The organism is Lysinibacillus sp. UGB7 (assembly GCF_049058285.1).
In the GTDB taxonomy this organism is placed as follows: domain Bacteria; phylum Bacillota; class Bacilli; order Bacillales_A; family Planococcaceae; genus Lysinibacillus; species Lysinibacillus sphaericus_B.
The window spans coordinates 1-1,331 of record NZ_JBMGUV010000087.1 but is presented as its reverse complement, the minus strand read 5'-3'; the positions used below and the strand labels follow the sequence as shown (position 1 = coordinate 1,331).

The window sequence follows — 1,331 nt, the reverse complement described above, 5'->3', positions numbered from 1 at the left end:
TTAGACACAATCTAACAATTGGAGGTGCAGTTTTTCTATGGGTAAATTTACTGCTGAGGAAAAATTAGAAACTGTTTTACGCTATTTAAACGGCAAAGAAAGTTATAGAGAAATCGGGAAATCAATCTGTGTAGATCATAAATCAATCGTTAAATGGGTTAAACAATACGAGCATAACGGCGTAGAAGCTTTTTCAAAATCATATACAAATTACACACAACAGTTTAAACTAAACGTACTAAATTTTATGATTGAACATGGTACGTCCTTAATTGAAACTGCAGCGATTTTTAAAATAACTGCTCCTACCTCGATAAGAGTTTGGAAAAAACAATTTGAAACACAAGGAATGGACGCCCTTCAATCAAAGAAAAAGGGGCGACCTTCCATGAAAAAAGAATCAAATAAACAACCAAAACAAACACCCGTAGCAGGTTCTACAGAAGCACTTCAAGCAGAAATCGAACGTTTACGTATGGAAAATGAGTATTTAAAAAAGTTGAATGCCTTAGTTCGAAGCAAGGAAAAATCACCAAAGAAGACAAAGTGAAGGTCATCTTTGAATTAAGGCACAAATATTCGGTGAAGGCGCTTGTGGCATTCGCCCAAATTCCACGTAGCACGTATTACGATTTAATAAAGAAGATGAATCGTCCAGATCCAGATGTCAATTTAAAAACGGAGATTAAAGCGATTTATGAGGAACATGAAGGTCGTTACGGCTATCGTCGCATTCGTGATGAGCTGACCAATCGTGGCAAAAAAGTGAATCATAAGAAGGTTCAACGCATTATGAAAGAGCTTGATTTAAAGTGTGTTGTGCGTATGAAAAAATATCGATCGTATAAAGGGACAGTGGGTAAAATTGCGCCAAATATTTTAGACCGCAAATTTACAGCAGATAGGCCAAATCAAAAATGGGTGACAGATATTACAGAGTTTAAATTATTTGGTGAGAAGCTTTATTTATCGCCTGTTTTAGACTTGTTTAATGGCGAAATCATTACATATACGATTGGCTCTCGTCCAACATATTCTCTTGTATCAGAAATGTTGGAGAAAGCTTTAAAACGTTTGCCTGAAGACCACCAGCTACTTATGCATTCAGATCAAGGCTGGCATTATCAAATGAAGCAGTACCGGCATGCCTTACAAAAAAGAGGAATTGCGCAAAGTATGTCCCGTAAGGGCAACTGTTATGATAATTCCATCATGGAGAATTTCTTTGGCATCATGAAATCAGAGTTTCTATATCTTAAAGAATTTGAGAGTGTGGAACATTTTAAAAAAGAATTAGATAAGTATATAACGTATTACAACACAAAACGTAT

1 protein-coding gene is annotated in these 1,331 nt (G+C 35.8%); it reads left to right on the top strand.

The features are described 5' to 3' along the window. Window positions 1-37: 37 nt before the first annotated feature. Window positions 38-1,331, top strand: a protein-coding gene (locus tag ACOMCU_RS27975; protein WP_421052292.1) for an IS3 family transposase whose coding sequence is annotated in 2 segments (ribosomal slippage) — window positions 38-491 and window positions 491-1,331 — 1,295 coding nt annotated over the 2 segments. Because the reading frame shifts where the segments join, the coding sequence is not laid out codon by codon here. This gene is flagged as partial in the annotation.